Origin of the sequence: Rhodococcus sp. IEGM1428 (assembly GCF_050321865.1) — a bacterium.
GTDB lineage: Bacteria > Actinomycetota > Actinomycetes > Mycobacteriales > Mycobacteriaceae > Rhodococcoides.
Genome location: NZ_JBNQFW010000003.1, coordinates 378,819 through 402,367 on the forward strand (window position 1 = coordinate 378,819; position 23,549 = coordinate 402,367).

General features: G+C 61.7%; 30 protein-coding genes. 14 read left to right on the forward strand and 16 right to left on the reverse strand.

All coding sequences use genetic code 11. The features are described 5' to 3' along the window. Positions 1-4: 4 nt before the first annotated feature. Both ACQR3T_RS16565 and ACQR3T_RS16570 read right to left on the reverse strand, forming a co-directional pair. Positions 5-886: an SMI1/KNR4 family protein gene (locus ACQR3T_RS16565; RefSeq protein ID WP_428694184.1), complete on the reverse strand. Its 882-nt coding sequence runs from the start codon at positions 884-886 to the stop codon at positions 5-7. 34 nt (positions 887-920) lie between these two features. Continuing rightward, positions 921-1,262: a hypothetical protein gene (locus ACQR3T_RS16570; RefSeq protein WP_428694185.1), complete on the reverse strand. Its 342-nt coding sequence runs from the start codon at positions 1,260-1,262 to the stop codon at positions 921-923. 40 nt (positions 1,263-1,302) lie between these two features. Here ACQR3T_RS16570 and lepB point away from each other — a divergent pair, with 40 nt between their 5' ends. Next, on the forward strand, positions 1,303-2,040 hold the full coding sequence (gene lepB, locus ACQR3T_RS16575) for a signal peptidase I (RefSeq protein ID WP_428694186.1): 738 nt from the start codon (positions 1,303-1,305) through the stop codon (positions 2,038-2,040). Positions 2,041-2,061: 21 nt separating this feature from the next. Here the strand turns inward: lepB and ACQR3T_RS16580 are convergent, their stop codons facing one another. Next, a complete protein-coding gene (locus ACQR3T_RS16580) occupies positions 2,062-2,802 on the reverse strand; it encodes an SDR family oxidoreductase (protein WP_428694187.1) in 741 nt (246 codons plus the stop codon). An 84-nt stretch (positions 2,803-2,886) separates the two neighbouring features. On the opposite strand from ACQR3T_RS16580, the gene ACQR3T_RS16585 reads away from it, so the two are divergent. Next, on the forward strand, positions 2,887-3,447 hold the full coding sequence (locus ACQR3T_RS16585; RefSeq protein ID WP_428694188.1) for a TetR/AcrR family transcriptional regulator: 561 nt from the start codon (positions 2,887-2,889) through the stop codon (positions 3,445-3,447). Positions 3,448-3,473: 26 nt separating this feature from the next. On the opposite strand, the gene ACQR3T_RS16590 is transcribed toward ACQR3T_RS16585, so the two are convergent. Continuing rightward, positions 3,474-3,851, reverse strand: a complete 378-nt coding sequence (locus ACQR3T_RS16590) for a PLD nuclease N-terminal domain-containing protein (RefSeq protein ID WP_032376442.1) — start codon at positions 3,849-3,851, stop codon at positions 3,474-3,476. Positions 3,852-4,123: 272 nt separating this feature from the next. Between ACQR3T_RS16590 and ACQR3T_RS16595 the strand changes: the two genes are divergently transcribed. Next, entirely contained in the window at positions 4,124-4,855 is a 732-nt protein-coding gene (locus tag ACQR3T_RS16595; RefSeq protein ID WP_428694189.1) for a dienelactone hydrolase family protein, read from the forward strand. 87 nt (positions 4,856-4,942) lie between these two features. Here the strand turns inward: ACQR3T_RS16595 and ACQR3T_RS16600 are convergent, their stop codons facing one another. From ACQR3T_RS16600 to ACQR3T_RS16615, 4 genes are all read right to left on the reverse strand, one after another. Continuing rightward, positions 4,943-5,395 (reverse strand): hypothetical protein, encoded by a 453-nt coding sequence (locus ACQR3T_RS16600; protein WP_428694190.1) that lies wholly within the window; start codon positions 5,393-5,395, stop codon positions 4,943-4,945. Between the two features lies 1 nt (position 5,396). Further along, positions 5,397-6,425 carry a hypothetical protein gene (locus ACQR3T_RS16605; protein WP_428694191.1) on the reverse strand — a complete coding sequence of 343 codons (1,029 nt, stop codon included), beginning with the start codon at positions 6,423-6,425 and terminating at the stop codon, positions 5,397-5,399. Between the two features lie 41 nt (positions 6,426-6,466). After that, complete coding sequence (locus tag ACQR3T_RS16610; RefSeq protein ID WP_428694192.1) at positions 6,467-7,786, reverse strand: glycosyltransferase 87 family protein; 1,320 nt, start codon at positions 7,784-7,786, stop codon at positions 6,467-6,469. A 125-nt stretch (positions 7,787-7,911) separates the two neighbouring features. After that, positions 7,912-8,916 carry an EamA family transporter gene (locus ACQR3T_RS16615; RefSeq protein ID WP_428694193.1) on the reverse strand — a complete coding sequence of 335 codons (1,005 nt, stop codon included), beginning with the start codon at positions 8,914-8,916 and terminating at the stop codon, positions 7,912-7,914. Between the two features lie 127 nt (positions 8,917-9,043). On the opposite strand from ACQR3T_RS16615, the gene ACQR3T_RS16620 reads away from it, so the two are divergent. The 6 genes from ACQR3T_RS16620 (at position 9,044) to ACQR3T_RS16645 (ending at position 12,425) form a co-directional block, all read left to right on the forward strand. Then, the gene (locus ACQR3T_RS16620) at positions 9,044-9,541 is read left to right on the forward strand and encodes a MarR family winged helix-turn-helix transcriptional regulator (RefSeq protein ID WP_037172974.1); all 498 of its coding nucleotides are present in this window, start codon (positions 9,044-9,046) and stop codon (positions 9,539-9,541) included. Between the two features lie 149 nt (positions 9,542-9,690). Further along, a complete protein-coding gene (locus tag ACQR3T_RS16625; protein ID WP_037173462.1) occupies positions 9,691-10,164 on the forward strand; it encodes a DIP1984 family protein in 474 nt (157 codons plus the stop codon). A 256-nt stretch (positions 10,165-10,420) separates the two neighbouring features. Next, positions 10,421-10,990: a cysteine hydrolase family protein gene (locus ACQR3T_RS16630; protein WP_428694194.1), complete on the forward strand. Its 570-nt coding sequence runs from the start codon at positions 10,421-10,423 to the stop codon at positions 10,988-10,990. Positions 10,991-11,002: 12 nt separating this feature from the next. Beyond that, positions 11,003-11,557 carry a hypothetical protein gene (locus ACQR3T_RS16635; RefSeq protein ID WP_428694195.1) on the forward strand — a complete coding sequence of 185 codons (555 nt, stop codon included), beginning with the start codon at positions 11,003-11,005 and terminating at the stop codon, positions 11,555-11,557. A gap of 161 nt (positions 11,558-11,718) precedes the next feature. Further along, positions 11,719-12,087, forward strand: coding sequence for a hypothetical protein (locus ACQR3T_RS16640; RefSeq protein WP_428694196.1), 369 nt, complete (start codon positions 11,719-11,721; stop codon positions 12,085-12,087). 2 nt (positions 12,088-12,089) lie between these two features. After that, positions 12,090-12,425, forward strand: coding sequence for a hypothetical protein (locus tag ACQR3T_RS16645; protein ID WP_428694197.1), 336 nt, complete (start codon positions 12,090-12,092; stop codon positions 12,423-12,425). A 35-nt stretch (positions 12,426-12,460) separates the two neighbouring features. Here ACQR3T_RS16645 and ACQR3T_RS16650 read toward each other — a convergent pair whose 3' ends face one another. From ACQR3T_RS16650 to ACQR3T_RS16670, 5 genes are all read right to left on the reverse strand, one after another. Continuing rightward, entirely contained in the window at positions 12,461-12,928 is a 468-nt protein-coding gene (locus ACQR3T_RS16650; RefSeq protein WP_428694198.1) for a hypothetical protein, read from the reverse strand. After that, positions 12,921-13,415 (reverse strand): DUF5956 family protein, encoded by a 495-nt coding sequence (locus tag ACQR3T_RS16655; protein ID WP_428694199.1) that lies wholly within the window; start codon positions 13,413-13,415, stop codon positions 12,921-12,923. The genes ACQR3T_RS16650 and ACQR3T_RS16655 overlap by 8 nt, the downstream gene beginning before the upstream one ends. Positions 13,416-13,469: 54 nt before the next feature. Further along, complete coding sequence (crcB, locus tag ACQR3T_RS16660) at positions 13,470-13,838, reverse strand: fluoride efflux transporter CrcB (protein WP_428694200.1); 369 nt, start codon at positions 13,836-13,838, stop codon at positions 13,470-13,472. Beyond that, positions 13,835-14,335 (reverse strand): fluoride efflux transporter CrcB, encoded by a 501-nt coding sequence (gene crcB / locus ACQR3T_RS16665; protein ID WP_428694201.1) that lies wholly within the window; start codon positions 14,333-14,335, stop codon positions 13,835-13,837. Before crcB (ACQR3T_RS16665) ends, crcB (ACQR3T_RS16660) begins: the two co-directional genes overlap by 4 nt. Before the next feature lie 158 nt (positions 14,336-14,493). After that, positions 14,494-15,639 (reverse strand): citrate/2-methylcitrate synthase, encoded by a 1,146-nt coding sequence (locus tag ACQR3T_RS16670; RefSeq protein WP_428694202.1) that lies wholly within the window; start codon positions 15,637-15,639, stop codon positions 14,494-14,496. An 89-nt stretch (positions 15,640-15,728) separates the two neighbouring features. On the opposite strand from ACQR3T_RS16670, the gene ACQR3T_RS16675 reads away from it, so the two are divergent. Beyond that, positions 15,729-16,937: a citrate/2-methylcitrate synthase gene (locus ACQR3T_RS16675; RefSeq protein ID WP_428694203.1), complete on the forward strand. Its 1,209-nt coding sequence runs from the start codon at positions 15,729-15,731 to the stop codon at positions 16,935-16,937. Here ACQR3T_RS16675 and ACQR3T_RS16680 read toward each other — a convergent pair. Beyond that, positions 16,931-17,569: a TetR/AcrR family transcriptional regulator gene (locus ACQR3T_RS16680; protein WP_428694204.1), complete on the reverse strand. Its 639-nt coding sequence runs from the start codon at positions 17,567-17,569 to the stop codon at positions 16,931-16,933. The genes ACQR3T_RS16675 and ACQR3T_RS16680 overlap by 7 nt on opposite strands. Before the next feature lie 243 nt (positions 17,570-17,812). On the opposite strand from ACQR3T_RS16680, the gene ACQR3T_RS16685 reads away from it, so the two are divergent. From ACQR3T_RS16685 to ACQR3T_RS16695, 3 genes are read left to right on the forward strand one after another with little or no spacing between them, the layout of a single operon-like run. Further along, on the forward strand, positions 17,813-18,937 hold the full coding sequence (locus ACQR3T_RS16685) for a DUF5938 domain-containing protein (RefSeq protein ID WP_428694205.1): 1,125 nt from the start codon (positions 17,813-17,815) through the stop codon (positions 18,935-18,937). An 11-nt stretch (positions 18,938-18,948) separates the two neighbouring features. Beyond that, positions 18,949-20,505 carry an acyl-CoA synthetase gene (locus ACQR3T_RS16690; RefSeq protein WP_428694206.1) on the forward strand — a complete coding sequence of 519 codons (1,557 nt, stop codon included), beginning with the start codon at positions 18,949-18,951 and terminating at the stop codon, positions 20,503-20,505. Next, entirely contained in the window at positions 20,502-21,257 is a 756-nt protein-coding gene (locus tag ACQR3T_RS16695; RefSeq protein ID WP_032376134.1) for an SDR family NAD(P)-dependent oxidoreductase, read from the forward strand. Before ACQR3T_RS16690 ends, ACQR3T_RS16695 begins: the two co-directional genes overlap by 4 nt. Before the next feature lie 18 nt (positions 21,258-21,275). Here the strand turns inward: ACQR3T_RS16695 and ACQR3T_RS16700 are convergent, their stop codons facing one another. Together ACQR3T_RS16700 and ACQR3T_RS16705 are read right to left on the reverse strand one after the other, a co-directional pair. After that, positions 21,276-22,208: a TIGR01777 family oxidoreductase gene (locus ACQR3T_RS16700; RefSeq protein ID WP_428694207.1), complete on the reverse strand. Its 933-nt coding sequence runs from the start codon at positions 22,206-22,208 to the stop codon at positions 21,276-21,278. Further along, on the reverse strand, positions 22,205-22,876 hold the full coding sequence (locus ACQR3T_RS16705) for a TetR/AcrR family transcriptional regulator (protein WP_428694208.1): 672 nt from the start codon (positions 22,874-22,876) through the stop codon (positions 22,205-22,207). Before ACQR3T_RS16705 ends, ACQR3T_RS16700 begins: the two co-directional genes overlap by 4 nt. A 158-nt stretch (positions 22,877-23,034) precedes the next feature. On the opposite strand from ACQR3T_RS16705, the gene ACQR3T_RS16710 reads away from it, so the two are divergent. Then, entirely contained in the window at positions 23,035-23,451 is a 417-nt protein-coding gene (locus ACQR3T_RS16710; protein WP_428694209.1) for an SRPBCC family protein, read from the forward strand. Positions 23,452-23,549: the final 98 nt, after the last annotated feature.

A 23,549-nucleotide genomic window follows, 5' to 3' on the forward strand; every position in this document is an offset into this window, starting at 1 on the left:
CTGCTTATTGCCAACGCAATTGGCCGTCGACAACGAAATGAGTATGTCCATCGAAGGCTGTGCCGGTCTCGAGGCTATCGGCCAAGTCCGTCAACATCGCGCTCAACGATGGCCACTTGGGGCCTGCGCCGTCGGCGTCGACCTTCTGGAACTCTGTGACGCAGCCATGGAGAGGGCCCCTCCGAGCGTCGACGAACAGCAGGTAGCCGTCTGCTCCAGCGAACGGAATGAATTCAGGCAAGTAGGTTCCGACGTACTGTCCAGCTGACGTCCCGACCTGAGGTTCGGCACCCATCTCGGCGTCGATCTCACCCCAGATGTCGAGCTCGAGCTGACGTTCGCTGACGGTGCGGTCGACATCGAACAGCTCGTGCATAGGAAAGATCGAAACCCAGTTTTCGCGGGGGAAGCCATTGACCAGACGGAAGAACGACGTCAATTCCTCGGGCCACAGGCCGCCGGTTGAGCGCATTGCGTCCTGAATCTGTTCGTCTGTGGCACCGGCGATCGAGACGGACGCGAGGTTGCCTCTGAGCCACTGGAAGATTCGGTCCCATTGTTCCGCGACGGACCCCGACTGAGTGGGGGACGCGGGTTGATGCGGTGCGGGGTTCACGACTCCGGCGTCGTACTCGGTTTGCTGCTGTATTCGTCGTCGTAGATCATCTTCGCTCGCAGTAGGGCTGCCGTCGGCGATCGACACCCCCTCGCCGTCGCCGATTCGATAGTTCCTTGCGGGGCCGAGCTGAGTGCCGTCGTCCGCGTGCGTCAGTTCGCGGCCGGTTTGTATCGCCTGCGCTACGGCCTCGTCCCAATCTGCTGATTCCCCAATACGAATGGTGCTGCTGATGGTCTCGGCACTGCGGGCCGACACGAACCACTTCATCGAGGTTGTTCTCCTTTTGGTGCGACCGAGGTGCTCACGAGGTGTGGCGACGCGAATTCGGTAGACGACTGTTGTGTCCGGAGGTGATGACGATGACTGGAACTGCAACTGGCACAACGAAGGTCGCACAGGTGGCCATGATCGACGGCCAGGGCGCAGTGTAATCCCACGTCGTTTCGAGGACTATCAACGTAGCGACTACGACGACGGCTTGCGCTCGCACCCGAAGAGCTGTGACGTTCACAGGAGATGCAACCGCGAATTTGCCGATGATCACCGGCAAGTAGTGGCCTTCGTTCGCGTGCGCCAGTTGCTTGGTCGCGACCGTCATCATCGCCGCACCGAGCACAGCGACCAGAAGACCGACAAACAGCATGCTCGGTACGATACGCGACGGAGGGCTTTAGACTTCCAGGATGACGAAAGCACCCGACAGTCAGCGACGTAAAGCCCCGCCCTGGTTGCGTGAGACAGCCGTACTCGTCGTCGTCGCGCTGGTGCTGAGTGTCTTGTTGCAAACGTTCGTCGGTCGGGTGTACTCGATCCCGTCCCAGTCCATGGAGCCCACCCTGCATGGGTGTCCGGGGTGTACAGGTGATCGAATCGGGGTGGACAAGATCATCTTTCTCTTCGGTGATCCGCAGCCCGGTGATGTGGTGGTGTTCAAGGCACCGACGTCGTCGTGGAACGTCGGCTACACCTCGACGCGATCGACCAACCCGATCGCCAAGGCATTGCAAGACGCGGGTTCGTGGGCCGGACTGGTCGCGCCCGACGAGAACGATCTGGTCAAACGAGTCATCGCAACCGGCGGGCAAACCGTCCAGTGTTGCGACTCCCAGGGTCGCGTCGAAGTAGACGGTCAGCCACTCGACGAGCCGTACGTCGTCATGGACTTCCCGTTCGTCGCGAACACGCTCACGTGCGAGACCACGCCGCAATCCGGTCGCTGCTTCGGCCCGGTGACCGTACCGTCTGGCAATCTCTGGGTGATGGGCGACAATCGAAGCGGCTCAGCAGATTCCAGAGCTCATGCCAGGGATGAACTGGGTGGCTCCGTTCCGGCCGACGATGTCATCGGAAAGGCGCGTCTGATCGTGTTGCCACCCTCGCGCTGGGGAACCATCGATTCGCCGTCGATTCAGCAACACTGAGCGAGACCAGCTGGCCCGACTTCAGTTCTGAACCGTGGGTCGCACAGTGATGTCGCCGATCTCGACATCCTGCGGTTGTTCGATCGCAAAGGCGATGGCCCGGGCGACGGCGTCCGGAGCGATCGCGAACTCGGACATGTTGCGGTGGATCTGGTCTCGGACTTCGGCGTCGTCGATATGATCGGCCAATTCGGTTCGGACATACCCGGGTGAGATTGATGTGGTGCGCAGAACCCCGTCCGTCGACTCCTGCCGGAGTCCTTCGAGGAGCGTGCGGACGGCATTCTTGGTTCCCGCATACACCGCCTGGGTCGGAACAATTTTCAGACCCGACGTCGAAATGGTCGTCACCAGGTGCCCACTACCCTGCTTGCGGAAGGTGGGTAGTGCCGCGGCAATCCCATGCAGGACTCCTCGTAGGTTCACATCGATCATGGTGGTCCACCCGTCGACATCGAGATCGGCCATCGGGCTGGTTCTGGCCACCCCGGCGTTGCTGACCAATACATCGAGACGGCCGAACGTGGCGACACTGTGTTCGACGAGACCGACGAGATCTTCACGGCGGACAACATCGACCGCCAGCATGCTCGCGCGTCCTCCGCGTGCACGAATGTCCTCGACGATGTTGCTCAGCCGGTCGGTTCGTCGGGCACCGAGCACCACCGCAGCACCGCGCTCGGCCAACAGTCGTGCGGTTGCTTCCCCGATGCCGCTGCTTGCGCCGGTGATGGCTACTACCTTGTCGCTGAGATCGCCCATGTCGAGGCCTTTCGGTTAAAGTGGACACGTGTCCGCTTGCCCTCAAGCGTACCGGACAGGTGTCCACTTAGGGGATGGAGTTTCGTGAACAGCGAGGAAGTACGTCGCGCCGACGCGGTCGACAATCGATCGCGGCTCATCGCGGCGGCCCGAAAGATCATTGCCGAGTCCGACGATTTCAAGCTCAATGCGGTCGCCAAGAGTGCGGGCGTGGGGCAAGGAACGTTGTATCGACACTTCCCCACCCGAGAGGCATTGCTGTCGGAGGTCTATCGGAGTGACGTCGAGCAGTTGGTCGCGGCCGCCCCGGGTCTACTTGCCGACCACCCGCCGATCGACGCGCTTCGTCTGTGGTTTGCCCGCGTCGCCGAGTATGCCGAGATCAAGCGTGGGGTCTTGGCTGCCGTCGAAGATGCTGTGTGGCAGGGCTTGTCGGCGCACAGTCTAGGGCCGATCGGTGATGCGGTCACGGCCTTGCTCGACGCCGGTCAGGCCGACAGGTCCATCCGACCCGACGTCGACGCGCGCGACGTCATCCTGCTGATCGGGTATCTCACCCGTCTCGACGCCGGTGAATGGGACCAGCGTGCGCGCCATCTACTGGAAATCGTTCTCGACGGGTTGCGGACCCCTCACACTCGCTGATCGCTCGGGTGGGGTGTGGAAACGGCTCAGAACCCGAGATCGCGGTTGCGACGCTCACGCTCGATGCGACGCTGTTCTTCGGCCCGTTCTCGGCAGCGACGCAGAAACTCGGCGTCGGCTTCAGGGTTCTGCGCAGCTTGTCGGCCGGGCCGCGTCTCGTATTCCGGGAACTCGGAGTTGGTTGCCCTCCGGTAGCCGGAGCCGCCGCCTGGACCTCCCCAGATTCCACCCCCAACCGGGCGTCCCGCGAACAGCCAGGCCAGCGATCCTGCAAACGGTAGAAACACCACGAGCAGTAGCCAGACGATCTTGGGGAGATACCGGACCCCGCCGTCATCGGCAGTGATCACGTCGATCAGGCAGAACACCCACAGCAGCATCACCAGCAAACCGACGTACGGCATTCGATCCTCCACGCTCGAGACCATCCGGTCTGTTGTATCGAGGATCGTAGCGGGAGAATCGTGAATTCGACAGTGGAAGAGCACGGGCTCGGGCCGAAAAGTAATCGCTGGCCGAGTGCGTTGTCCCCCTGCTACCTTCTGTGCGACGTACGAGACGAAGGAGGCGGTAACCGTGAACGCAGTACCGACATGGGTGCTCCTTCGGAGTGACACGATCTGACAGCAGGTCGGTCCGGGAGCGCCGTTGATCAGCTCTCCCGAAAGGCACGACCATGCACTTCACGTCCGAACAACGTCTCGATGATCACGTTCTCGAACGCAAGTTCACGCTCGGCGACATTCCCGGGGTCCTGTGGACTCCGGTATTCCACACTGTTCCAACACCTTTGATTCTCGTCGGCCATCCCGGTGGTCTCGATATGATGTATTCGCGTCTTGCCGCACGGGCGCGACACGCGGTGACCGCAGGTTACGCCGCAGCAACCCTCGAACTACCGGGTAGCGGGATGCGTCCGCGATCTGTCGTCGCCGAGCAGGCTCGAGCAGATCTGCGCCGAGCAGTCGGAGCCGGCGAACCGGTCACCGACGACATCATCGATCGACTCGTCCTTCCGCTGGTCGAGAAGGCGGTCCCTGAGTTGCAGGTTGCTCTCGATTCGTTGCTCACTGTTCCGGAAGTTATTGGACCTGTCGGCTATTCGGGAGGTGTGATGGCCATCGGTGTTCGACTCGCCGCCGTTGAGCCACGCATCGCGGCTGCGCTGCTGTTCGCCGGTAGCTATGTACCCCGCGCCTCGTTCGACGAGGCGAAGCAGGTGAGCATTCCGCTGCAGGTTCTTCTGCAATGGGACGACGAAGGAAACGACAGGCAGATGGCGTTGGATTTGTTCGATGCCTTCGGCTCCGCAGAAAAGACGTTGCACGCCAACATGGGTGGGCATACCGGAGTCCCACATTTCGAGGGCGACGATGGAAACCGATTCTTCGATAGGCATCTGAAGTAGAGGGCGTTCCCTGGGCAGGGCGTTGATCGGGTGCATCCGACCGCGGTGAGCGCGGTCATATGCACCCGATCAGTCGTCGGACATGGGTCAGTGCCCTTCGCAGTAGATGAACAGAGACGACCCGCCCGCACCTCTGGTGAACGTGACAGAGACGGGGTCCCCCGATCTCGGTGCTGGGCGCGACGTGGACATCATCTCGGCTTCGCAGGTGAAGCCCAGTGAGGTCCAGCTGGTCCTCGTTGGGGCACCGCACGAGACCGGTGACAACGGGGGATACGACGGGTTGGCCGCAGTGACGGCCGGCCCCTCCAGTTCTGTCGATGCGTCGAATCGCGCCGACCACGCGGGGTGGCCCACGAACTCCGCGAATACGACGCCCTCAGCGAACTCGAAGCCATCGGGAATCGTGAAAGCAATCTCGTCGACCTTGTTCGACGCGTTGTCCTCGTCCATGGACATGGGCTTGCCGGGCTCGAAAGAGCTGCACGAGGCAGTGAGGAGGATCAGCAATGCAAGCGTGCCCCTCCACGATCGGTTCACGTCATTGCCGATCTCCAGTGAGGATGTCTTGTGCTGATATCGGTAACTCCCGAAGAATCCCCAATCCTGCGACGCGTCGACACCCGTCCAACTCGACTGTGATTCGAGCAGTTCCGGAACCGTCGGGGCGACGAAGGTCGGTGAAGGCAAACCGCGTCGCTGGAGTCGAGCACGGCTGCGCAACTGGTGCGTCGGCGATGTAGCCGAGCAGTTCGATGCTGTCCGGTCGGTCGAGGGTGAAGGACGTTCCCATAGCCGTTTCGTCTCCGGCAGGTGAGGTGCCCGTGTCTTCGGATCCCGCGTACGTGCAGATCTGCAGGAAGCCGACGTCGGCTATGGGTGCCACCAACGCCGGCGGCAGCATAATTTCACCGGCCCGTTGACGTTCGACAGCACTGGAAACGTCACTGTCCGAGGTGTCGTAGAATTCCGTCGTCGTTGCTGGGCCGGCACACACGGTTGCGTAGTCGTAGTCGTAACCCGTGGAGTAGACGGTTCGAGAGACTTCGTCGAGTTCGTTCAACGCATGCATGGGTTCGTCTTGGAGTCCACACGGTTCGGCAGGCCAGGCAGGGCGAAACGCTCGACCCGATGCGTCGACGAACCACAGTCCGGCGGGTGCTCGGACCTCGTATGCACAGCTCGCTGTGATGCCGCTCGCGAAACGTTTCGAGGGGACTGCAAACGCGCCCATCGCGGCGTCGACGTCCCCGCGGAGACGCACCGAATCCAACGTCAGAACGTTGTCGGCACTGAGCGCCCGCTCGCATCTGAGTACCTCGACCGGTTCGAAGTATCGCGGCGGGAATCCCGGGGTGGGGGCGTCGACGGTGATGTTCGGATTCCACGACCCAGAGCCGCTCAGTGCGGTGACGATGTTCTTGGCCATACAGTCCGGCGTCCGCGTAGTGCCGGCGGTGGGCGGCCGGTAGGACTCGGTGTCGGGCTCGGCGAAAGGCAGAATGTGGCCACATGATGTCAGCAGTCCGCACAGCGCGGCAACCAGAATCGCCCGAGCAGATCTACGCATACCTCAGGCTACTCAGCATCGCTTCGGTACTGGGCACCTACTCATCGTGCTGCTGCACGGCGAAACGATGAGAGCAGGGTGACGACGATGGTTGCGAGAAATACTGCTGGGTAGGTGAATTGAACCGCGGCCTCGAATGCAGCGGATCCCTCGAACATGAAGATTCCGATTGCCTTGATGCCGCGGTAGTCGGTGAAGTACCAGGCGATCATGGGTGCGGTGACCGCTACCGGTGCCAGCCAGCTCCACCAGGTGCGACGGCGAATGGCGTAGTCGATGGCGACGATGGCCAACGGTATGCACCACACCCAGTGGTGACCCCATGCGAATGGAGACACCATCGGCGTCGCGAGGCCGCAGATCACCAATGCCAGCAACGTCTTACCTGCTTTGTGCGCGCGTGCAGCTGTCCAGAGAGCGAGGAAGGCAACGGCGGCAGCAATGACAAACCAGACCATGAACGGCGGTGTGTGACCCGGCCACAGTCGAGCCAGAGCTCCGTGAATCGACTGATTCGCCGGTGACGCGAGTGCGCCGATCCGTTCGGAGTCGACCATCGTCGCGGTCCAGAACTTCCACGAATCGGAAGGGATGATCAGAAATCCTGCTGCGACGGTGACCATGAAGGCGGCACCCGCGGTGAGCGCCGTACGCCACTGTCTGACGGCCAGCAGATAGAGGACGAAGAACGCGGGAGTCAGCTTGAGCCCCACAGCAATTCCCACACCGACACCGCGGAGTCGACTGCCCTCGCCTCGGCTGAGATCGAACAGAACCAACACGAGCAGCAGCAGGTTGACCTGCCCGAGCCAGATGGTCATGCGCACGGGCTCGAGCCACGTGAACGCGATCGCCATCGGCGCGCTGACGAGATACATTCCGACGCTTCGATATCCGAGCGCCCGCCAGCTCAGGACTACCGTCGCGTAGACCAGCAGCACATTGATCGCCTGCAGCAGTGTCACGGCAGTCGTCACGGTGAGCAGCGCGAGCGGGGTGAAGACCAATGCCGCGAACGGCGGGTAGGTGAAGGGCAATCCGACATCGAACAGTGCGAACTCGTACAGCGGCTGACCATTCACGACCACCTCGCCACCGTGTCGGTAGACGATGGTGTCTATTCCATTGCCGAAGAGGCCGAACGGCACTTTCCATCCCAGGAAGTACGCATGTGCTGCGATGGCGATGCACGCTGCAAGGGTCGATCCCGCCAGCCATCGAGGATCGAAGCGATTCGGCGTGGTCTGTCCAGGTTGAATCGGAACGGACTGTGTGCGTGTGCCTTCGATGAACGACTCTTGCCCAGCATGCGTACCCGATCCAGTTTCGGTTCGTAACGGCATGTAGCTGGACGACGTCATGAGAGACACGATAGAACGTTGTGGCTGTGACCAGGGACGCGACACGGACTGACCGGTCGTTTTATGGAGCAGTCCTCACAACGCACCGGGTCCAGTCCCTGAATCGACGCCGCGATCCAGATGAGCTACTTGTTTCTGGACGTGAACAAGGAATTCCGTTGGTATCGAGAATGGTTCGATGAGCCGTGTTTCTTGCCAGCCGAATCGGCTTCGGGTCCGTGTCGCACGAACTGCCCGGCTATCGAACCGATGAGTGCGATACCGAACCCCAGACATTGAAGTCCGGTCATGTTCTGTCCCAGTGCGATCCATCCGACGACTGCCGCAGTCAGAGGGCTCAGCACGCCGAGGAGCGTGACGTTGGCGGGAGGAAGAGCGCGGGCACCGCGAAACCACAGTGAATAGGCCAAGGCGCCGCCTATCACTGCGAGCCAGGCATAGCCGACTACAGCCTCGGTATCGATTGCCCATGGACCGTCGTCGACGATCGGAATCAACGGAGAAATGACAATGCCGCCGACGAGTAATTGCCACGCAGTGGAATTGAGCGGGTTGGTGTCGGGTGGCACGCCCCAGCGTCTCGTGAAAGTGACGCCGGTGGCCATGCTGACCGTTCCGACTACTGCAGCGGCGAGACCGATTGCGTCGAGTCGGATTGTGCCCGATGTGGCCGTCAGTGCGACCCCGGCGACGGCGACGAGGGCCCATCCGATCTGCACGGGGCGTGTGCGGCCCCAGCCGAACCCCGTGGATATCGCGATGATGATGAGTGGTTGCGCAGACCCGACGACTGCGGCGACCCCTCCGGGTAGTCGGTAGGCCGCCACGAACAGCATCGGAAAGAACACGCCGATGTTCAATACGCCGAGGGTTGCGGTCTTCAGTCGCCAACCCTTGCTGGGTATGCCTGGCGCGACGAGCAGTAGAAGTAGTCCGGCGGGCACCGCACGCAGGACGCTGGCCGTCATCGGCCGATCCGGAGGAAGAAGTTCGGTGGTCACCAGATAGGTCGTGCCCCAGAGGATGGGAGCGAGCGCGGCAGCGGCCGTCAATCCGAGAGTCGAGGGCGCGATGTCACGCGGGAGGCGTCGACCATCGGTTGGTTGTGTCTGCGTGCGAGGTGTCCGCATTGTTGGCTCATCTCCGGGACCGTGTCGTTCAACATATTAACGCTCAACTATCTAGTGTTGAACGGTAGAACTGCCGTGGCAGAATGCCAAACAATTGAGCGCTGAAGTTTTGAAGGGTGGTTGGTCGATGGCGAACGAGGCACTCGACGCAGTGGACCGGATAGTCGAGCAATGGCGGGCCGAGCGGCCCGATGTGGATGTCAGCCCTATGGCCGTTATCGGCCGCATCAGCCGAGCAGCGTCCGTTCTGGACAAGCGCACGCAGGCTGTGTTGATCGAATTCGGTTTGCAGCCAGGTGAATTCGACCTGATTGCGACGCTCCGACGCGCTGGGGCTCCGCATCGCCTTACCGTCGGACAGTTGTTGGACAGCGCGATGGTGACGTCGGGCGCTGTTACGCACCGTCTGAACCGGCTGACCGACAAAGGGCTGATCGAGCGAGAAATCGATCCCACCAACCGTCGGGTGGTCATCGTGCAATTGACGCCGGACGGAGTTGCCGCAGTGGATGCCGCGCTGCCCGCGCACGTGGCCAACGAGGAAGCTCTGCTCAGGTCATTGAATCCGGATGAGCGCAGCCAACTTGCAGACTTGTTGAAAAAGCTTCTCCTGGACCTTCGGTGAAGGTGCGGCGATCGGCCACTCGCACAGGACCTTCCGTATCGCGGCGAACTGTGGTACTTGTTGTTCTATGAACACATTCGACACGTCGAAAGGCGCATGAGCGCCCGTAGTCATCCCACCTCCGGTTCCAGTACACCGAGGTGCAGATCATGAAGCTTGCCGAGGCCCTCGCTGAACGAGGGGAACTGATCAAGCGCTCCGAACATCTGAAGATTCGGATTCTGGCGAATGCCCGCCACCAGGACGGTGAATCACCGGCCGAGGATGCTTCGATTCTGTTGTTGGAGTACGGATCTGCGCTCGATCGGCTCGAAGTACTCATCCGCAGGATCAACCGGACCAACAGCACCGCGACGATGCGGGACGGAACCATCACCGATGCGCTCGCGTCCCGCGACGTGCTGCGTATGCGGCACAGGGCGATCTCCGCCGCGGCGGACGCGGCGTCGGGACGTGATCAGGAGCGCAGGTACGGCCCGCGTCAACTGCGATCGGAGTTGGTCTACGTTGCAGCTCTTCCGGTTGCCGAATTGCGCTCTGCTGCAGACGATATCGCCCAACGGATTCGGTTGGTGGACCTGGAGATCCAACGCGTCAACTGGGAGTTCGACCTGATCGAATAGCGCAGCACATGCCGGGTAGTAGGTAGTTTTCGTTCGAGGCGAGCACGTGCCGTGGCCGGCGGTTTTCCGGCCCTTCTCCTGCGTGATGAGCGGCGTCACGGGCATTGCCCGATCACAGTGCAGCTCAGTACAATTCACGGAGTACGGCGCACATAACACAACGCACTACCGTGTGCTGATCGAACGAAAACGAGGGTGGGTAAGGGGCCACCCGGCACCATGGTCTCCGAGGCTGTTGGCGGCTAGTGTGGACAGCATGAAGGTCCCATCGATATCACTCGAAAAGCCCGCGCTGATCGTCGTCGACGTGCAGGCCGGATTCGACGATTCGGAGTTTTGGGGCCCGCGGGACAACCCGTCGTGTGAGAGCAATATTGCTGCACTCGTGCGCAAGTGGAGGGCGGAGTCGTGGCCGACCGTGTTCGTTCGACACGACTCCGACAACCCACAGTCGCCGCTGTCGCCGGCGGGTGCGGGGCATGCCTTCAAAGAGATCATCGACGGGACGCCGGATCTGTTGGTCAGCAAGCGAGTCAACTCGAGCTTCTACGGCACGCCGGATCTGGACGCCTGGCTTCGCAATGAAGGCATCGATCAGGTGGTGATCTGCGGTATCACCACCAATCACTGCTGCGAGACAACCGCACGGATGGCGGGCAACCTCGGCTATGACACCTATTTCGTCATCGACGCGACCCACACGTTCGATCGCGTCGCACTCGATGGAACCACCGTGCCTGCCGCGACATTGTCGGTAATCACGGCAACAAACCTGCATGGTGAATTCGCGACAGTGGTTACAACGGAGGCCATGCTCTCGAACTGAGGAAGGCACACAATGCAAGTGTCAGGTCGACTGTCCCCGGAGGAATTCTGGGAACAGATGAACCGGATCGAGGGCCGTGTTCTTTCGGGAGCTCGGCAGGTGCGCGTGTTCGGGCTGAAAGAGTGGGTCGGACCGATCATGATCGGGGACTGGGAGTGGGTGGACGACCGGTTGTCGTCCGCCGGACTCGTGCACGGCACTGCTCACGGCGACGTGTCTGTGCAGATCAACACCGTGGTCGGAGATCCTCGTCGGGAGGTGGTTCGTGCTATCGAACGCGCTACCGGGATCTCACCGGGGGAGCCCGACTATGAGAATCTGCACCAGGCAGTCGAGGACGCTCCAGGAGACGCCGTGTCGATTCTTGCCGATGGAGTGAGTAGCGAATTCACGCAGTGGGGTGGAGTTGATCGATGGTGGGCCGCAGGCGTGGTCGACGATGTGGCACTCTTCCTAGAAGGTCGAAACTACCCGGTGCACTCCGTCCATCTGAACGAAATCGATGATGTACAGCCCTATCTGGACGGTTTGCGAGAATACGTGCGGACCGTTCGCGGAGGAATGTAGGCAGTCCGTACCCTGACCGAGCCGGTCACCGCGGTAGTGACGGCCGTTGCGATCCAATTGATTGCTAGGATTTGATACCGTTCGGTATGGGTAATCGGGATACGGCAAGGCTTGCGGGTCCGATTGTGCTGCTGTACTTGGGCTTTTACGCTTCGAGCACTGTGATCACATCACTTGTGCACGGAATATTCGAGCCTCGGATGAACTGGGCCGAAATCGGGTTGGGCGGGGCACTCGTCTTCTCGTTCATGGTTGTTGCAGGTCTCGCTGCGTGCGTGTCGGCGGTGTCGATGCTCGCCGCCTCCTCGAGGTTTCCCGGGATAGTGGCAACCCCAGGTTCGTCCCCTGGGCGAAAGGTCGATTCGTTCGGGGCGACTGCGATCGCCTTCTCGGTCCTCGCTCTTGCGTTCACCGGTGTCATCCCATGGCTCGGGATCTTGGCCCCGATAGTCGCGGGGTGGGCGTGCGTGAACACCGTTCGGATCTACCGGTCGTTCACGTTGTCCTGTCGAGCACCGGCAGCGGGGTAGTTGTGAATACCGCCCTTGCGCTCGGGCTGATCGCGGGCGTCGTTGCGTTCAGCTACGCCTCGTCAGTCGGGTTGCGAGGAAAGGCACTGCATCCCGACTTCTACGGCCGCAACGTACCGGATCGAGTGAAAACTTCGCCGCACCTGCGCGCCGCGGCTAACAAGCTGTTCGCAATCTGTGGCATCGTCGCCGCCATTCTGCTTCTGGCTCCCCTGGTATGGCTGTTCTCAGACCTGCATCGCGACAGGACGACGTGGGAGTTGGCCGGGCTGGCAGCGTACGTCTTCGTCGTCGTAGTAATCGGCGGCTACCCGTTGGAGAAGGTCAAGACCTTGTGACCGTCCCGCCGATGGTTGGGGCTTGCTGCAGATGATCAGAAACTCGATCGTCTCGCTATCAAACCGCGAGCGGCGGAAATCGCCGCGACCAACACGACAATAGCTACGGCGATGATGACTGATGCTGTATCAGCGTTCGAGTCGTTCAACAGCAGCCAACACCATGTGAGAAGGCCGGACACGAGCGCGGCCACGGTGCCGTGAAGGGAAGCAACCGAGTGTTTGTTTTCCATCGAGTGCGCTTCCCTCGTCATTCGATCGGCAACTCTTGTTGCGGCAATCGCGAAGAAGCTCACGATCGCTCCCGGGATGAGGGACAGAACAACGAAGACCGCGCCGAAGAGAACCACGGCTGGATTCGACACGATCGCTCGAAGATCGACATCGATGAAGGTCACGGTGAGTGCAAAAGTCAGCGAGATCGGAAACCACACCGCCGACTCACGCCGGAAGCTCGCCGGTCGTCTCTGCACACGGTTGTGCTTGTCGCCGTCGCTACTCATGGTCGTAGTGTGACAGAGCCGGGGGTATCCCCTTCTGCACCATTTCGTACAGCTCCTTGATGGCCGCGTACACCTCCATTGGATCGACGTATTTGTTCTTCTCACGCAATGCGCTTTCCAGCGCCTCACCGTCCTCGATGTGTTCGGGAACCAATACGTGCCAACGGTATCCATGGGGTCGCAAGCGGACACCGGCCTCGGCCAGGTAGGAATTGATGTCGTCGTTCTCCTCCTTCAAGTCGACTTCGGTGTATGGCTCGAACCACACTTCCGTCGGCGTTCTGCCGGGATGACCGCGAGTCACCCTGATAGGAGGGTGCGCGGCCGCGGGGTACGGAGTTCGGTAGCACCGTCTGGGTCCGGCGACCCACGCAGTCAGCGCGCCATGTCCATTCGGAATGACCGCAACGTATCGCCCGGCGGGCAGACCATCGGGAATCTCACCGTCGGCGTCCGCTGTCTGGAAGGTGCTCCAGTACTGCGCCATGTCATCGCTCCTTGTGCACTGCGTGATCGGACGCGGAAAGCGAACGACCCGTCATCACATGTACGCCGTCGCGACCATGGCCACGCCGACTACCGCGGTGGTAGTGAGTGCCGTACCGATAGCGTTGTAAGCCGCGAGGCCGTAACGCCGCCGTTCGAGGAGGCGCACGGTCTCCACACTCGCGGTGCTGAAAGTGGTGTAGCCACCACAGAATCCGACGCCGACTATTGCCTGGACCTGTTCCGGAGCCGAGCGAAACGCCACCAACCCCGCCACGACGCCGAGCACAGCTGATCCGGTGACGTTGATCAGCACTGTGGCGTAGGGAAATTCGGTTTTCCACCGTGATCGGATGACGCCGTCGAGCACGAATCTGCTCACTGCCCCTGCACTTCCGGCGAGAACGACCCACAGCGCAATCATCGCTTCTCCTCCGCCCGGGTGCACCGTTGCGCGAGAACGATGCCCGCTCCGGCCGCGAACGTTCCGATGACCAGGCTGACGGTCATGTACACCGCGGCAGCGACCACACGATGATCTCGTATCAGCTCCACGGTCTCGAGGGCGAACGAGCTGTACGTGGTGTACGAGCCGAGCACCCCGGTGCCGATGCACAGCCGGATTCGGCGTCGCCATCCCTGGTCGGGGCCGGACAGTGCGAGGCGCTCCAGCAGCATTCCGAGGATGAACGCACCGGTGAGGTTGATGACGAGAGTGGTGAACGGGAACGAGCCGGCGACGGCCGGGTACGCGGACTCCGCGCTGTAGCGAATACCGGTACCCACCACGCCGCCGAGAGCTACCGCCGCGATCGCTTGTGGTTGGAGGTGCAGTGGGCGTGACGAACCCGGGCTGTCGGGGTCTACCGGCATGGATCGGTCGGCGGAGGTACCGCTCTGCATCTCGTCGAATTCGTTCATCGAACTTCTCCCTATCTGCGGACATGCGACTGCCGAGACAGGGACTGTTGTCGGTCCGAAGACCGAGGTTCGGTTACGGCGAGCCCCACCGCCGCTGCGCACCGAGGCGCGTTTTCCATCATGGCACACCTCGGTGCGGCTTCGCCGCAGTGGCACGGTTAAGTGCCCTGGGCGGCACCTATCCGCACCCTTGCCGAAGGCACTGGACCGTCGTAGCGGGCGATTGGGCGAATGATCTTGCTGTCGTGCGACTGTTCGACGATGTTGGCGCACCACCCGACCATGCGGCTGCACGCGAACGTGGGGGTGAACATCGATCGCGGAATTCCGCACAGTTCCATCACAACGCCGGCGTAGTACTCCACATTGGCGTACAGCTTTCGATCCGGCTTCAGATCTGCGAGCGCAGCGGCGATGACCTTCTCGACCTGCACAGCCTTGTCGATGAGCTCTCCGCCCATCTCCTGCGCAGTCTCGCGCAGCATCACCGATCGGGGGTCATCGGTTCGATACACCGGGTGGCCGAATCCCATGATTCGTTCGCCTGCCGTGATTTTCGAGCGTGCCCACGCGTCGGCGGATTCGATGTCGGCAATCTCGTCGAGCCCGTCGAGGGCGCGATCCGGCGCGCCTCCGTGTAATGGACCGGCGAACGCCCCGATCGCTGCGCACACCGCGGACGCGATGTCCGAGCCTGTCGACGCGACAACTCGTGCGGTGAACGTCGAGGCGTTGAATCCGTGATCGATCGTGGCAGTGAGGTAGCGGTCGACGGCTCGGGCACGGTCGGCGTCGGGCACATTTCCGGTGATCGTGAGCAGCCAGTTCTGCGCCGTCGTCAGCTCTTCGCGCGGCTCGACGGGTTGCTCGCCGGACCGAATCCTGTGCACGGCAGCCAAAATGGTCGGCGTCATCGCGCACAGGCGTAGAGCCGTGGTCCGCTTGTCCGCCTCCGACGACTCGTACAGCGGTACCGCGCCCGCCAGACCGGACAGCACCGTCCGCAACGCCAGGAGAGGCTGCACGGGTCCTGATTGCGCGACCGTTCTCACGGCGGTAGCGACGTCGTCCGGCAGCACTCGCAGAGGTGCCACCGCGTGCAGGAACTCGGCGCGCTCGGTCTCGCTCGGCAACCGGCCTTCGACCATCAGGAACCAGGCATCTTCGAACGTGCCTGTCACAGCCAGGTCGATGGCCGAGTACTGGCGGTAGTGATAAAACCCCTCGTCACCTCGCACGTCTCCGATCGAGGTGGTGGTGACGACGACGTTGTGCAGCCCGCGTGGGGCTTCGAGAACGGTCATGTCTGATCTCCTTTGTCCTGGTCAACTCCTACGATCCGCGTTACTGTTGATTGTTGTCAATGTTGATCCAGTCAATACGAAGGACGAGCATGACGTCGAACGACGGCCGAAATCTGCTCACCACGGCCCAGGCCGCAGCGCGATTGGGCGTCAAGCCTGAGACGGTGTACGCCTATGTCAGCCGCGGGCTGCTGACCAGCACTCGACTGCCCGGGGTGCGGGGGAGTGTGTTCGACGTCGACGAGGTGGAAGCGCTCGCCGGTCGCGACACAGCCCGTCGAACCGATATCGGTGCAGTGGAACGTATTCGGACCCAGACCACACTGATCGACGACGGGCATCTGTACTACCGGGGGCGTGATGCCGTTCAACTCAGTTCTCTTTCGTTCGAGTCGGTTGCACACTTCGTCTGGACAGGTGAGCTGCTGGAAGACGTGCAATTTCGAGCCGATTCCGCAGTGGTGCAACGATGTCGACAAGCACTGGCGTCGATGGCACCGGACTGCCGCTCGATCGATCGGATACGCATCGCCGTCGATGTAGCGGCCACCTACCGCCCGCTGCGATTCGATATCGGCTCCACCTCCGTGGTGCGCGAAGCGGGTCAGCTCCTGGCCACGGTGGGCGCGGCCCTCGGCGGGCAATCCCCGGAAGTATCGGTGACGGAATCCGTATGGGCCGCAGTGAAGTCCGATGGATCGGATCCACGTGGACGAGTCCCGCTGCAGGCAGCGCTGGTGTTGATGGCCGATCACGGTCTGGCGGCCTCGACCCTCGGAGTGCGGGTAGCCGCGAGCACCCGGGCCAATCTGTATTCGGTTCTCGCGGCAGGTCTCGGGTGCATCGACGGCCCCCTGCACGGGTCTGCTGCCGACCCCGTGTACAGGTTCTTGGCGACGGCGATCGATGATCCGGTAGCGGCTCTCGCAACACAATTGAGGTCCGGAACGCGTATCTCAGGGTTCGGTCACGTCGTCTACACCGACCGAGATCCACGTGCCGAGGAACTGCTTCGGTTGCTCCGAGATCCCGCACACGGTGCCGATTGCTCGGTGATCGCTGCCGCGGATGTCGTCATCGACGAGGTGAGCGATCGGTTCGATACTTTTCCCAATTCGGACTTTGCTCTCGCTACGTTCGCCCTTGCCTACGGACTCAGGGCGGATACGCCGGAGATGGTGTTCGCACTCGCCCGAATCGTGGGATGGACGGCACACGCGCTCGAAGAATACGAGGAGGCACCTCTACGCTTTCGAGTGCCGGGCATCTACACGGGGACCCGCCCGGGGACCTACTGAGGCGTCGAGCAATCCACCATCGCGAAAGCGGCGCGTAATTGTGCTCGCGCGGCGGCGATCTCGGCAGGCTTTCCTGCGAGGTGGTGCAGAAGGGCCCGCTGAAAGATGCCGTCGAGGAGGACGTACGCCGACGCCCGATCGAGCGAAGGCGTGGTTCCGCGAAGGTCGCAGTAGCGAGCAACCACGCGCCAGATCATGTCCACCCGACGCTCTTCGATCTCGAGCACCTCGGAACGGAACGAGTCGTCGAACAGGGCTTGATTCCGCAGGTCGTACCAGAGTCGATGGATGCCGGCGTCCGCAGCGAGAGTGGCGAAGTACTTGGCCTCGAAGTCCGCATAGAGGCCCGTGGCGTCGACCGCGTTGGCCACCACCTCGTCATAGCGGGTGACACAGATGGCCTCGTACTGGCGAACTGCGTGCGTGATGAGGTCGAGTTTGTCGGTGAAGTAATAGTGCAGGACGCCGTGCGAGAACTCGGAATTCTGCGCGATCTCGCGGAGTGAGGTGCGCGCATAACCCAGTTCGGCCAGCGTGTGCAGCGTCGCCTGCGCCAGTTCGGTTCGTTTGGACTCGAACTTGTTGCGAGCGCGCTCTTCGATACGCGCGCGCGGATCGACCGTCTGTGTCATGGTCCGGGTCCTTTCCGCGCGTAGGTCTCCCAGTGTATGCCCGACGGCGAATTCGCGAACCACTGCATTTCGCCTGCCCTGGACAGTTGTCAAGAAAAAGCTTGACGTCTGTTCAAATTCTAGCTTACTGTGACCCACAGCACATGCCGGAAACGGTGGATGCAGATGCGTCCCCTCCGGTGCTCGAACTCGACACCCAACTCGGTCCGCCGTGCGGACGGGCCGTCCACGAGAGGACTTTCCATGCCAACGGACAAGCGCGTCGTCGTCTACGGTGCATCGGGATATACCGGCCGACTCATCTGTGAGTACTTGCGCGAGTACAACATTCCGTTCCTCGCCGCCGGACGCGACGAAGGCCGCGTCAAAGGCATTCTCGACGCGGTGCCCGGTATCGAGACCGTCGAACACGACGTCGTCGAGGTCGAACACACGGCCGCGGCCCTGGCCGAGGCATTTCGTGGGGCCGAGATCGTCCTCAACACGGTCGGGCCGTTCTCACGATTCGGTCACGAGGTGGCCCAGGCCTGCCTCGAGATCGGGGCGCACTACACCGACACCACCGGTGAGCAGGACTGGATGATCGACGCCGAAACCAAATACGGTGCCGAGTTCGCCTCCCGAAACCTGGTGCTCACGCCAGGTTTGGCGCAGATGTACAGCATTGGTGAGATCGCCGCGAACATCTGCCTCGAGACACCGGGTCTGGACACCCTCGACATCGAGGTGTTCTGGAAAGGACATCCGACGGTCGCGTCGACCAACACGATTCTCACGAACGCCGCGTTCTCCAAGGCCTACTACCTCGAGCAGAACGAGTACGTGGAGTGGCCGGACGACGGAGTCATGCAGGTAGTGGTGCCCGGCCAGCACGACCTGGGCCTGGCGCTTCCGTGGGGCGGGACATCCCATCCGGTGTGGTTCAAGAACGACCCTCGAGTAGCGAACGCTCGCGCCCTCGGCGGCGTGATCAACAAGCCCCTCATGCTGGCGGTACCCCAAATCATCTCCGCCGCAATGGCTCAGATGGAGGGCAAATCGGATGCAGAGAAGTACCAGATCATCGACACGGTCTCTGCCTCGGTACGAAGTGATACACCTCCCCGCGAGAATCCGCGCATCAACACCTCACTCGACTCGGTGTACGCGTCGGGACCCCTCGGGCGCGTGCACACGGTGATTCACGGCAACTGCAACTACAAGCAGACCGCACTGCTCAACGCCTTCGCTGCGGCGCATCTGCTGCAGGGACCGCCGAAGAAGGTGGGCTTCGCGTCCAGCTGCCAGGCATTCGGGCATCGGGAACTGCTCGGTGTGCTCCGCGCCTTCGGACTGGTGCTCGAGCCCATCGTCACCGCGCACAGCTGAGGATCGGTCCGATGCGGTTGTCCGACTACCTCGACAAAGGGGTGTCGCTGGGCCGAGATGCACCCTGTCTCACCATCGGTGACTCCACTCGAAACTACGGCCAGGTGTACGACGACACGGTGACCATCGCCGCTGCGTTGCAGCACAACGGAATCGAAGCCGGCGATCGGGTCGCGGTGCTCTCCGCCAACGACCCGCTGGCGCTGACCTGCGTGTTTGCGATCTCGCGAGCAGGGGCAGTGTGGTGCCCGATCAACCCACGCAACGAAGCCGACGAGAATCGGCAACTGTTCGATCTGTTCGGTTGTCGATTCCTGTTCTTCCAGAAAGCCTTTGCAGACCTGGTCGGTCGCATTCGCGACCAGCTCCCTCGGTTGGAATGGCTCGTCTGTCTGGACGGCGACGTGCCGGGAGCACTCTCCTACGAGCGATGGCTCGTCGAACACGGCTCCGATTCTGTTGACGAGAGACGACCGGCGGACGGCCTGTGCATGATCGCAGGCACGGGTGGCACGACCGGAAAACCCAAGGGAGTGAGACTGACCGAGGAGAACATGATGACCTCCACGGCAACCGCACTCATGAGCTACCCCTTCGGCGACCGGCCTCGGTACCTGGCTCTCGCCCCACTGACGCACTCTGCCGGAGTACTGACGTTCCCCATCCTCAGTCTCGGTGGACACGTCGTTGTCATGGTCGCTCCGGACGTCGGAAAGTTCCTCTCCCTCATCGAGCAACACGGAATCACCCACGCGTTTCTTCCGCCGACGGTGATCTACGGTGTGCTCGATCATCCGGATCTGGACATCACCGACCTGTCGTCGCTGCGGTGCCTCTGGTACGGGGCCGCGCCGATGTCGCCGACTCGACTGGAAGAGGCGCTGACCCGTATCGGCCCGGTCCTCGGACAGCTCTTCGGGCAGACCGAGGCACCGAACATGATCGCCACTCTTGCTCCGGCCGACCATTTCCGTAGCGACGGTTCCATCGCCATCGAACGACTCAGCTCGGCAGGCAAACCGACGCCCCTGACAACGGTGGCGATCATGAACGATGACGGTGGACTGGTCGAACGCGGCGAGCGCGGTGAGATCGTCGTTCGCGGTCCCCTCGTGATGCAGGGCTATCACGAGAATCCGGACGCGACAGCCGAAGTCGGTGCACACGGCTGGCACCACACCGGCGACATCGGGTATCTCGACGACGACGGCTATTTGTACGTCGTCGATCGTGCCAAGGACATGATCATCACGGGCGGGTTCAACGTCTACTCGGCCGAGGTGGAACAGGCTCTGCTGTCGCATCCGGCGGTGAAGGAATGCGCCGTCGTCGGGCTGCCCGACGACAAGTGGGGCGAACGCGTCACCGCCGCAGTACTTCTGCGTCCTGGCCGGAATGCATCCGACGAGGAGCTGATCGCCCATGTGAAGGCGAAGATCGGAAGCATCAAGACACCCAAACAGATTCAGATATGGACCGACCTTCCCCGCTCGAAAGTGGGAAAGATCCTCAAGACCGAAGTGCGCAGCACCATGTCTCACTCACTATCGAAGGGAAGCACACCATGACCGAGTTCGAGGGCAAGCGAGTGTTCGTCACCGGATCCGGAGCCGGCATCGGAAAAGCCATCTCCACAATGTTCATCGAGCGCGGCGCACGCGTTGTCGTCAGCGACATCGACGAAGGTGCAGCAGCGAAGACGGCCGAGGAGATCGGAGCTGCAGGCATCGCCAACTGCGACGTATCCGACGAGGGTCAGGTACAGAGCGCAGTGGCACAGGCCGTCGAGATTCTGGGTGGACTCGACATCGTCATCAACAACGCCGGCATCGAAGTATCGTCACCGCTGCTGCAGCAGTCGACGGAAAGCTTCGACAAGATCTACGCCGTCAACGTCAAGGGCACATTCTTGGTGATGAAGGCCGCGATCGGCGCGCTGATCGAATCGAAGGGGAACATCGTCAACATTGCGTCGCTGGCCGGCGTCGGCGGAACAGCGTTGCTCGGTTCCTACTGCGCCACAAAGGCTGCGGTCATTCAGCTCACCCGTGTCGCGGCCATCGAGATGCGAGCATCGGGAGTACGCGTGAACGCCGTGTGTCCCGGATTTGCCGACACCGCAATGGTCGATCGCTTGGTCCCGGACTTCGAGGCTGCGACCCAGATCCCGTTCGGAGACCTGGTGGCAGCGAAGCAGGGACGACTGGGAACACCGGAGGACATCGCCGAGGTGACATTGTTCCTCGCATCCGACCGGGCGACGTGGATCACCGGAAGCCACTACATCCTGGACGGCGGGTTGTCGGCGTCGCTGGTGTAGAGATCGAGGAGCTCCCCGTCATCCCAGGGCGACGGGGAGCAACCCTCGGGGCGTCTCGGACGCGATGTTCGCCAGCGCGTCGTCCAGCCTCGGATATCGAAACTCGAAACCTGTGTCTGTCAACACTTGTGGATCCACCCAGCGACTCTTCAGGACCAGTTCGGCCTCGGTGCGAATCACCCGTGCACCGAACTGAAGCAGCCATGCCGGTGTCGGTAGACCGTGACTGCGGCCCAGTGCATTCCGGACCTGATGCATCAGCTCTGTGTTGGTCACCGGAAACGGAGTGGCGACGTTGACGGGGCCGGAAATTCCGCGGTTGTCGTAGAGATGATCGAGAACCTGTGCAACGTCTGCGACGTGCACCCAGCTGAACATCTGACCGCCGTCGCCCATCGTGCCGCCGAGTCCGACTCGTGCCAGGTCGATGATCGGATTGATAGCTCCTCCGCCTGCACCCAACACGATCGACATGCGAAGCGCTACTTTCCGAATGGCCACATCGGCGTCGAACAATTCACGCTCCCAGGCACGGGCGACCTCGACCGAGAAACCCGACCCCAGCTCACCCGACAGTTCGTCCATCGGCCGATCACGGGAATCGCGATAGATGGTTCCGGTACTGGCGTTGACCCACAACTCGGGTGCGGTCTTGACGTCGGCCAGGGCACGGCCGAGTTGGCCCGTCGTCTGGATGCGCGACGACATGATCTCGTCTGCGTTTCGCTTGTTGTAGCGACAGCTCACCGAGCGGCCTGCGAGATTGATGACCAGATCGGCACCATCGAGAACCTCGACAATGCTGCGGTGGTCGGACCACGTTGCATCGCTGGATGTTCCGCGCCCGATGGTCTCGACTTGGATATCGCGTTCTTCGTAGTTGCGACGCAGATACCGGCCGATGTAGCCGGAGGCACCGCAGATGACGACAGTCGACGGTGAATCGTTCACTGGTCCAACCCTTCCGAAGAGGTCATTCGTTTCAGGAGACCTGCCACGTCGGTGACCAACCCCCGCGCCACGGGAAGGCGAGCAAGGCGTACGGCCTTGGATACGACGGGCACTAGCCCGTCGACCAGTACGCGCGTGCGTCGCTGGTTGTCCGAGGAGTCGGTCACCCAGTGCAGAGTGACTCCCATGTAGATCATCCAGAGCAGTGTCGGGAGAGCGTCTTTCAGTGGCGCCGGAACCTTTTGTTTCGAGGCGTTCAGGGTGATTCGCATGAGATCGATGGCCATGGATCTGGCGTCGGACGATTCCTCCGAGAAGGGGCTGGAACTCGTGCTCGTCGGCAGCGCCAAGTGCAGGAAGGATCCACCGAACGCGTGATAGGGCTCCATCACGTCCAGGCCGGAATGCAATACGGCGGCAAGATTTTCGGAGAGCGATCCGCCGTCGACGAGAACGCTGAGCGCGCGCTCGCGATGATCGCGTTGAATCACCATGTACAACTCGTTGACGAGCTCATCCTTGCCGGCGAAGTAGTAGTAGGCATTACCCAGTGAGATGCCCGCTTCGTCGGCAATGCGACGCATGGTGGTTGCTTGAAATCCCTCCTCGCGAAACAGGCGAAGAGCTACCTCGACCACCTTGTCGCGAGTGTCGGACGTGCGAGCCATCGATTCGCCTCATTTCTGAACGTGTTCAAATTTGACCATAGACCGCAGTTTGAACATGTTCAAGTCACACGTGTGTGGCTGGGTTCGTGCACTCACGACTTCGGCACAGGTCCGATTTCCGGCAGAACGTCGCGGCCCGTCGTCGTAGGGTCGCTGCTATGAATCCAGAACTCGTTGTAGCAAGTCGACACGTCAGTCGAGTCATAGGGCGCACACCCGAGGAGGTGTACGAATTCGCCGCCAATCCCGCGAACTTACCCAGATGGGCAGCAGGACTGGCGAACAGTCCCGTGACCATCGACGGCGATCGACTTATTGCTGAATCGCCGATGGGGCGGGTGACAGTACGCTTCGTGCCTCACAACGACCTCGGCGTCCTCGATCATGACGTCACGTTGCCGTCGGGGACCGTAGTGAACAATCCCGTTCGAGTATTGAGCCATCCGAACGGCGCGGAGATTCTGTTCACGGTCCGCCAGATCGAGCTCAGCGACAAAGAGTTCGAACGCGATCTCGACATGGTCGCCGAAGACCTGAAGAGACTCGCGGTGGTGTTGGAAGCTCAGTCCTCCTGATTCGGTCTACTGCGACACGTCCATCGGATGGGGTCAACAAGACCCCTGGATTCCAGTCGACCAGGCATATCAACTGCGGCAGCTGTTGCCAGGTCGAT

Bases quoted from the DNA above. Each gene is read 5' to 3' on its own strand.
- ACQR3T_RS16620 (WP_037172974.1), top strand. From the start codon at position 9,044: ATGGCGAACGAGGCACTCGACGCAGTGGACCGGATAGTCGAGCAATGG.
- ACQR3T_RS16580 (WP_428694187.1), bottom strand. From the start codon at position 2,802: ATGGGCGATCTCAGCGACAAGGTAGTAGCCATCACCGGCGCAAGCAGC.
- ACQR3T_RS16595 (WP_428694189.1), top strand. From the start codon at position 4,124: ATGCACTTCACGTCCGAACAACGTCTCGATGATCACGTTCTCGAACGC.
- lepB (WP_428694186.1), top strand. From the start codon at position 1,303: ATGACGAAAGCACCCGACAGTCAGCGACGTAAAGCCCCGCCCTGGTTG.
- ACQR3T_RS16565 (WP_428694184.1), bottom strand. From the start codon at position 886: ATGAAGTGGTTCGTGTCGGCCCGCAGTGCCGAGACCATCAGCAGCACC.
- ACQR3T_RS16615 (WP_428694193.1), bottom strand. From the start codon at position 8,916: ATGCGGACACCTCGCACGCAGACACAACCAACCGATGGTCGACGCCTC.
- ACQR3T_RS16610 (WP_428694192.1), bottom strand. From the start codon at position 7,786: ATGACGTCGTCCAGCTACATGCCGTTACGAACCGAAACTGGATCGGGT.
- ACQR3T_RS16675 (WP_428694203.1), top strand. From the start codon at position 15,729: ATGACGTCGAACGACGGCCGAAATCTGCTCACCACGGCCCAGGCCGCA.
- ACQR3T_RS16695 (WP_032376134.1), top strand. From the start codon at position 20,502: ATGACCGAGTTCGAGGGCAAGCGAGTGTTCGTCACCGGATCCGGAGCC.
- ACQR3T_RS16710 (WP_428694209.1), top strand. From the start codon at position 23,035: ATGAATCCAGAACTCGTTGTAGCAAGTCGACACGTCAGTCGAGTCATA.
- ACQR3T_RS16630 (WP_428694194.1), top strand. From the start codon at position 10,421: ATGAAGGTCCCATCGATATCACTCGAAAAGCCCGCGCTGATCGTCGTC.
- ACQR3T_RS16650 (WP_428694198.1), bottom strand. From the start codon at position 12,928: ATGAGTAGCGACGGCGACAAGCACAACCGTGTGCAGAGACGACCGGCG.
- ACQR3T_RS16680 (WP_428694204.1), bottom strand. From the start codon at position 17,569: ATGACACAGACGGTCGATCCGCGCGCGCGTATCGAAGAGCGCGCTCGC.
- ACQR3T_RS16690 (WP_428694206.1), top strand. From the start codon at position 18,949: ATGCGGTTGTCCGACTACCTCGACAAAGGGGTGTCGCTGGGCCGAGAT.
- ACQR3T_RS16605 (WP_428694191.1), bottom strand. From the start codon at position 6,425: ATGCGTAGATCTGCTCGGGCGATTCTGGTTGCCGCGCTGTGCGGACTG.
- ACQR3T_RS16655 (WP_428694199.1), bottom strand. From the start codon at position 13,415: ATGGCGCAGTACTGGAGCACCTTCCAGACAGCGGACGCCGACGGTGAG.
- ACQR3T_RS16670 (WP_428694202.1), bottom strand. From the start codon at position 15,639: ATGACCGTTCTCGAAGCCCCACGCGGGCTGCACAACGTCGTCGTCACC.
- crcB (WP_428694200.1), bottom strand. From the start codon at position 13,838: ATGATTGCGCTGTGGGTCGTTCTCGCCGGAAGTGCAGGGGCAGTGAGC.
- ACQR3T_RS16685 (WP_428694205.1), top strand. From the start codon at position 17,813: ATGCCAACGGACAAGCGCGTCGTCGTCTACGGTGCATCGGGATATACC.
- crcB (WP_428694201.1), bottom strand. From the start codon at position 14,335: ATGAACGAATTCGACGAGATGCAGAGCGGTACCTCCGCCGACCGATCC.
- ACQR3T_RS16705 (WP_428694208.1), bottom strand. From the start codon at position 22,876: ATGGCTCGCACGTCCGACACTCGCGACAAGGTGGTCGAGGTAGCTCTT.
- ACQR3T_RS16635 (WP_428694195.1), top strand. From the start codon at position 11,003: ATGCAAGTGTCAGGTCGACTGTCCCCGGAGGAATTCTGGGAACAGATG.
- ACQR3T_RS16590 (WP_032376442.1), bottom strand. From the start codon at position 3,851: ATGCCGTACGTCGGTTTGCTGGTGATGCTGCTGTGGGTGTTCTGCCTG.
- ACQR3T_RS16570 (WP_428694185.1), bottom strand. From the start codon at position 1,262: ATGCTGTTTGTCGGTCTTCTGGTCGCTGTGCTCGGTGCGGCGATGATG.
- ACQR3T_RS16625 (WP_037173462.1), top strand. From the start codon at position 9,691: ATGAAGCTTGCCGAGGCCCTCGCTGAACGAGGGGAACTGATCAAGCGC.